This window comes from Kitasatospora sp. NPDC047058, assembly GCF_040643935.1.
In the GTDB taxonomy this organism is placed as follows: domain Bacteria; phylum Actinomycetota; class Actinomycetes; order Streptomycetales; family Streptomycetaceae; genus Kitasatospora.
In genome coordinates this window covers 1-6,461 of record NZ_JBEYVJ010000370.1, presented here as the reverse complement: position 1 = coordinate 6,461, position 6,461 = coordinate 1, and the positions used below count along the sequence as shown (strand labels likewise).

General features: G+C 75.2%; 5 protein-coding genes. 4 read left to right on the top strand and 1 reads right to left on the bottom strand.

What is annotated here, in order from left to right; genetic code table 11:
* The first annotated feature begins 378 nt into the window (after nucleotides 1–378).
* A complete protein-coding gene (locus ABZ885_RS33050) occupies nucleotides 379–939 on the top strand; it encodes a Uma2 family endonuclease (protein ID WP_360196939.1) in 561 nt (186 codons plus the stop codon).
* A gap of 21 nt (nucleotides 940–960) precedes the next feature.
* On the opposite strand, the gene ABZ885_RS33045 is transcribed toward ABZ885_RS33050, so the two are convergent.
* Nucleotides 961–1,323 carry a DUF4326 domain-containing protein gene (locus ABZ885_RS33045; RefSeq protein ID WP_360196936.1) on the bottom strand — a complete coding sequence of 121 codons (363 nt, stop codon included), beginning with the start codon at nucleotides 1,321–1,323 and terminating at the stop codon, nucleotides 961–963.
* A gap of 93 nt (nucleotides 1,324–1,416) precedes the next feature.
* Between ABZ885_RS33045 and ABZ885_RS33040 the strand changes: the two genes are divergently transcribed.
* The 3 genes from ABZ885_RS33040 to ABZ885_RS33030 form a co-directional block, all read left to right on the top strand.
* Nucleotides 1,417–3,939 (top strand): SpoIIE family protein phosphatase, encoded by a 2,523-nt coding sequence (locus ABZ885_RS33040; RefSeq protein ID WP_360196933.1) that lies wholly within the window; start codon nucleotides 1,417–1,419, stop codon nucleotides 3,937–3,939.
* 141 nt (nucleotides 3,940–4,080) lie between these two features.
* Complete coding sequence (locus ABZ885_RS33035; RefSeq protein WP_360196931.1) at nucleotides 4,081–5,787, top strand: histidine kinase; 1,707 nt, start codon at nucleotides 4,081–4,083, stop codon at nucleotides 5,785–5,787.
* Nucleotides 5,788–6,012: 225 nt separating this feature from the next.
* A partial coding sequence (locus tag ABZ885_RS33030) for a response regulator transcription factor (RefSeq protein WP_360196928.1) occupies nucleotides 6,013–6,461 on the top strand: 449 nt, incomplete at its 3' end.

Below are 6,461 nucleotides of genomic sequence, written 5' to 3'. Positions count from 1 at the left end.
GCCAGCACCCCGGCCCCGGCCAGCAGCCGCCGCCGGCTCAGCCGGGGCCCGCCGTCGTTCCCGCCGCCCCCGCTCAGCACCTCGGCCAGCGGCTCCGGGCCCCCGTCCGCGTCACCGTCCCACTGCCACGACGCGCCGCCGTCCTCCCCCTCCCGCCCGGACACACGCGTTGCGGAACGGTCGGACGCTGCCGGCTGCATCTTCACTACTCACTTCCCCCGGGGCAGCCGCTGCGCCGCACCTCCCGGCCGAGAATACCGAAGCAGCCCGCAACGGTTCGCGGACGCCCGTCCAGCGCTGCCGCCCCGTCAGCCGGTGCCGGTAGGCTGTGCCGCGTAGTCCGAGTCCGCCGAGCAGGCTCCGGGGAGGTCGGCCGCGGTGAGCACCGGAACACCCGCGGGCGGGCATCTCCCGGTCACCGGAGAGCAGTACGACTCCTGGCCCGAGGAACGGTGCGCGGGCATCGAGGTCGTGGACGGGACGGTGCTCGCGAAGCCGGGCGCCGCCAAGCGTCACAACCGGCTCGCCCGGCTCCTGGCGAACGCGCTGGACCGGGCCGGGGGCGCGGAGTGGAACGCCGACACGGACTTCGACGTCCGCTTGCAGGACGTCCCGCTCGACAACAGACGGCCCGACGTGGTCGTCTACCGTGCCGACACCATCGACATCACGCCGACCAGGCCGGAGCACGTGGCGCTGGTGGTGGAGGTCGTCCCACCCGGGTCGGAGACCACCGACCGGGTGGTCAGGACGGACCGGTACGCGAAGGCCGGCATCCCGTTCCACTGGCGGGTGGAGCAGGTGGCCGCAAGGGTTCCGGTCGTCCACACCCACGTGCTGGATCCGGCGAGCCGGGCCTACTGCGACGGCGAGGTGTTCGCCGGCACGGTGAAGACGGCGGTGCCGTTCCCGGTGGAGGTCGACCTCGGGGCGCTGTGAGCCCGAGCCGCCCGCGGGGTGTCAGTCCCAGCCGTGGTCGGCGAGGTCGGCGAGGACCTGCGCATGGCAGGGGAGGGGCACGCACCAGCAGCCGAGACGGTGGCCGCGGAGGTCCGGGACGAGGTCGAGCAGCTCCGGGCGGTCCAGCAGGTAGGCGCGGTACCGGGCGAGCATCTCTTCGCGGGTGAGGTCGGGGCCCGGGCGGTAGGGGCAGTGCAGGGGGTGCTCGGACAGGTGCCAGCCGCCGCGGTGCATCGCGCGGCCGACGTAGACGACGTCGGCGTACCCGGGGTCGTCGCGGTGGCCCTTGAGGTTGACCACGGTGGTCGGCCCGGGCACGGAGCCGGTCGCGGGGCCGGCGGCGTGGTTTCGGGTGGGCGGCATGCCGCCCATGCTGGCGCAGCAGGGCCCGGTGGGCACGCCGGGGCGGTCCGGGCTCGCCTTGACAGTCCCTTGACCCGGGCGTAGCAAGAGAGCATGCGCCAGGGTGTGCCGGCGGGCCGGGCCGGCCCGCACGTGACCGATGGTGCCCGGACGGCGCGAGCAGCCCCGAACCGCCCCCGGGAGGTCGACGCCGCCGCCAGGGCGGCGCACGAGCGGGACGCGATGCTCGCCACCGCCGTCCGTGACGCGATCGGCGGCACCGACGCCTACGGCGGGATGGTCTACCTGCGCTCGCGCGACCGGCGCTCGCTGGTGCTCTGCACCATCGCCGGCGTGCCGCTGTCGATCGTCAGCGCGTTCCGCCGGATCGCCGCGGCCGGGCCGCTGCCGGTGGCGGTCAGCTACCGCACCGGGCGGACGGTCACGCTCGCCGACACCGAGGACACCATGCGGCGGTTTCCCCAGCTGGCCGTCGGCATGCCCTACGACTTCGCGTCCGCGTGCATCCCGGTGACGGCCGGCGAGGAACGGTACGGGGTGATCAGCATGCTCTGGCCGGCCTCCGTCGACGAGGTCTCCGAGGAGGCCCGGCGCCGGCTGCGGACGGTGGCCGACCGGCTCGCGGCCGGGCTGGCCGGCCTGGAGGAGGGCGGGCACCCGGTCGAGCCGAACGGCGACACCGCCGTGGTCGAGCTGCTCCCGGCCTCCCCGCCGTCCACCCGGGTCGGCCTGTTCGACTGGAACGTGGCCACCGGGGCGCTCTCCGCCGACGACCAGTTCTGCGAGATCTTCGGCCTCGACCCGGCCACGTTCGACGGCCGCGCGGCCACCCTGATCACCCGGATCGCCCCCGGCGACCTGCCGGACTTCCGGGCCGCCGCCCGCGCCGCGCTCGACGACGGCCGGATGCTGGCCGCGCGCGTCCGGGTGCTGGACCAGGACGGCCACCCCTACCCGGTCGAACTCTGGGGCCGCGTCCCCGAGGGCGGCCCCAAGGGCCGCACCCACCTGGTCGGCGCCGTCCTGGACACCCGGACCGGCACCGCCGCCGCGGCCGCCGTCGAGCGGCTGCGCGAAGGCGTCTTCTCGCTCGACCCGGACGGCCGGATCACGTACGCCAACCGCAGCGTCGAGCTGCTGCTGCGCGCCCGCCGCGAGGACCTGATCGGCCACCACCCGTGGGACGTGCTGTCCTGGCTCTCCGACCCGGTGTACGAGAACCGCTACCGGGCCGCCATGCTCTCCCAGCAGCCCACCGCCTTCCTGGCCGCCCGCCCGCCGGACGACTGGTTCGCGTTCTCGCTCTACCCCGACGCGCACGGCGTCACCGGCCGGGTGGTCGCCGCCGAGACGCCGCCGGGCGCCGCCGAGCGGCCGGCCGAGCCCCCGCCGGGCGCCCCGACCGGCGTCGGCGGCATGTACCACCTGCTCCAGCTGGCCAGCGCGCTCAGCGAGGCGGTCACCGTCCGCGACGTCTGCCGGGCCGTCGCCGACGAGATCCTGCCGGCCTTCGGCGGCCAGGAGCTGGCCATCTACGCCGTCCGGGACAAACGGCTGCACCTGATCTCGCAGAGCGGCTACCCCGACGGCTTCCTCGACAGCTTCGAGGGCACCCCGATCGCCGCCCGGATCCCCGGCGCGGAGGCGCTCAGCACCGGCACGCCGATCTTCTTCGAGTCCGTCCGCCAGCTCGCCGCCGCCTACCCCGGCATCGCCCTGGACGAGATGGGGGCCTGGGCCTTCCTGCCGCTGATCGCCTCCGGTCACCCGGTCGGCAGCTGCATCCTCGGCTTCGACGAGCCCCGCTCCTTCACCGTGGAGGACCGCGGCCTGATGACCGCCCTCGGCGGCTTCATCGCCCAGGCCCTGGAGCGCGCCCGGCTCTACGACGCCGAGTTCGCCCTCGCCCGCGGCCTCCAGCAGGCCCTGCTGCCGCACCGGCTGCCGGACCTGAAGGACATCCGGATCGCCGCCCGCTACCTGCCCGGCACCCAGGGCATGGAGATCGGCGGCGACTGGTACGACGCGATCGTCACCGGCCGCGACCTCTGCCTGGTCATCGGCGACGTCGAGGGGCACAGCGTCGGTGCCGCCGCCACCATGGGACAGCTGCGCAGCGCGGTGCGGGCCTTCGCCACCGGCGGCCACCCGCCCGAGGAGGTGCTCGTCCGCACCAACCAGCTGCTGCTCGACCTCGACCCCGGACTGCTCGCCAGCTGCTGCCTCATCCGGCTCACGCCCGCCGAGGGCACCGCCATGGTCGCCCGCGCCGGACACCTCCCGCCGGTGCTGCGCCACCCCGACGGGCAGACCGAGGCGCTGTACGTCCCGGGCGGCCCGCTGCTCGGCGTCGACCACCGGGCCGAGTACCCGGTCAGCGAGCTGCGGCTGGAGCGGGGTTCGCTGCTCGCCCTCTACACGGACGGGCTGGTGGAGGACCCGGCGGTGGCGATCGACGAGGGCGTCGACCGGTTGAGCGCCGCCCTCGCGCGCGCCCCGGAGGTGGCGGATCCGGCCGCGGACGGGCTGGACCGGATGGCCGAGTGGCTGGTGCACGAGGTCGGCTCCACCCACCGGGTGGACGACGTGGCGCTGCTGCTCACCGCGTACGGCTGAGCGCCGGCGGAGTACGGCGTACGGCTGGGAGGTGCGAGGAACCCCGTCCTTCGTCAGGGGTGCGGGTGCGACTTTCGTCGGGGTGGGGAAGCGACGAAGGATGAAGGTGGCGGGGTGGCCCGCTTCGCTAACCTCCGTCGGGTGGATGCACTGGCGAAGGCCTGGTCGAAGGCGGTACGAGCGGCGTTTCCCGGGCCCTGGCGGCCCGGGCTGGTGGTGCGTGAGCTGGGCGGCGCGCTGCTGCTGGGCGTGCTCGCCACACTGCTGGCGATCGCCGAACACTCCGGCCTCTGCCTGGTCTCGGGGCCGGCCGTCGCCCTGCTCTTCCTGCTCCGCCGCGGCCTGCCCGGGACCGTCCTGGTGCTCACCGCCACCCTGACCGGCTGGGCCGCCGCGCCGCTGCCACTGCTGGTCTGCGCGGGCTGGTCGGCCGGAGCCCGGGTGAAGCGGGTCGCGGTGCTGGCCGGCTCGTTCACCGGCGGGTTCCTGCTGATGACGGCGACGGGCGTGGTGAAGGACATCGGCACGGCCCCGCTCAAGCTGATGATCGGACTCTCACTGGGCGGCTACCTGCTGGTCGCGGTGCTGCCCGCGCTCTGGGGCCGCTACCGGGCCCAGCGCCGCGCCCTGCTGGACGCACTGCGCGACCGCAACGACCAGCTGCTGCGCGAGCGCGTCATGGTCGCGCACCAGGCGCGGCTGCGCGAGCGGCACAGGATCGCCCAGGACATGCACGACAGCCTCGGCCACCAGCTGGCCCTGATCTCCGTCCACTCCGGCGCCCTGGAGGTCGACCGCACCCTCACCGACCGGCAGCGGGAGGCGGTCGGCGTGCTGCGGCTGGCCGCCGTCTCGGCGATGCGCGAGCTGCGCGAGGTGGTCGGGGTCCTGCACGACGAGTCGACCGCACTGCCGTCCGTGCCGGGGGCCGGCGCGGGAGCCCCCGGCGCCGGCCACCGCGGTGGCGTGGAAGGAGTCGGCAAGCTGGTCGAGTCCTCGCGGGCCGCCGGGACGACCGTCTCCTTCGCCGAGGACGGCGAACGCCGGCCGCTCGCCGCCAACGTCGGCCACGCCGCGTACCGGATAGTCCAGGAGGCGCTGACCAACGCGCACAAGCACGCACCCGGCGCGCCGATCGCCGTCGCGCTGCGCTACGAGCCGGACGCGCTGGTCGTGGAGGTGGCCAATCCGCGGGCCGCCGAACCGGTCGGCGTCCCGGCGGGCGGCGGCACCGCGGTGGTCAGCGGCGGCCAGGGCCTGACCGGCCTGCGCGAGCGGGCCCGGCTGGTCGGCGGGATGGTGCACGCCGGGCCGACCCCCGAGGCGGGCTTCCGGCTCGCCGCCGTGCTCCCGTACGAGGGCGCCGGGTCCGCGGCGGACGGCCCGGCGGCCATGGCCGGAGACCTCGCTGGTGCCGCGGGCGCGGAGGAGTGGCTGCTCGACGGCCTTCCCGGGCCGGACGGAGAGCCGGGCGCACGGCGCCGCCGCAGCCCCGCGATCGGCTGCGCGATCGGCGGCGGCGTGGTGCTGCTCACCGTCCTCGGCCTGCTGGCATGGGGCGTGGTGTCCTTCGTCCAGGTGTCGAAGGAGGCGACCGTCCCGCGCTCCCTGTACGACTCGATCGAGGTCGGCACCGCACAGGCCGAGGTGGAGCGGCGCCTCCCGCCCGGCAACGGGTTCTTCACCCAGGACTACGAGGGCACCGGCCCCGCCCGCCCCGACGGCTCGACCTGCCGCTACTTCCTCTCCGGCGACACCAACGACCACTGGGGCGAGGACAACGTGGACCGCTTCTGCTTCAAGGACGGCGTCCTGGTGGAGAAGCTCCACTTCGTGGCGAAGTCCTGACCCCGGTGAGGGGCCGTCAGATTTCCGGGATCTCACGATGACGGGCGCCGCCGAGGGCTTCGTGAGGTGCCTCCGCCAGTCCGGGCGGGCTCGTGCCGTCACCGGGAAGGTTCGCCGGGTGAGTCCTGGGGGATGATCGCGGACCCGGGCGGGAGGGGCGGGGGCGGGAGGTGTGAGGATGGTGCGCAGCAGTGCCACCCGCACCGATCGAGGGGATGACCAGCAGTGATCCGAGTCCTCGTCGCCGACGACGAGCCGCTCATCCGGGCCGGGATCAGGATGATCCTGTCCTCCGCCGACGACATCGACGTGGTCGCCGAGGCGGCCGACGGCCGGCAGGCCGTGGACCTCGCGCTGGCCCACCGGGTCGACGTCGTGCTGCTGGACATTCAGATGCCGGTGATGGACGGGCTCACGGCGCTCGGCGAGCTGCGCCGGGTGGTGCCCGCCGCGCGGGCGCTGGTCCTCACCACCTTCGGGGAGCGTGACAACGTGCTGCGCGCCGTCACCGAGGGCGGGGCCGGCTTCCTGCTGAAGGACACCGCGCCGGCCGAGCTGATCCAGGCCGTCCGGGCCGCCGCCACCGGGAACGCCTTCCTCTCGCCCGCGGCCACCCGGCACATCGTGGACTCGTTGGCGGGCGGCGGTGCCGGCCCGGCCGCGGCGCGGGGTGC

What these genes read in the sequence shown, in the direction of transcription:
- ABZ885_RS33045 (WP_360196936.1), bottom strand. Translation starts at nt 1,323, where the DNA reads ATGCCGCCCACCCGAAACCACGCCGCCGGCCCCGCGACCGGCTCCGTG.
- ABZ885_RS33040 (WP_360196933.1), top strand. Translation starts at nt 1,417, where the DNA reads ATGCGCCAGGGTGTGCCGGCGGGCCGGGCCGGCCCGCACGTGACCGAT.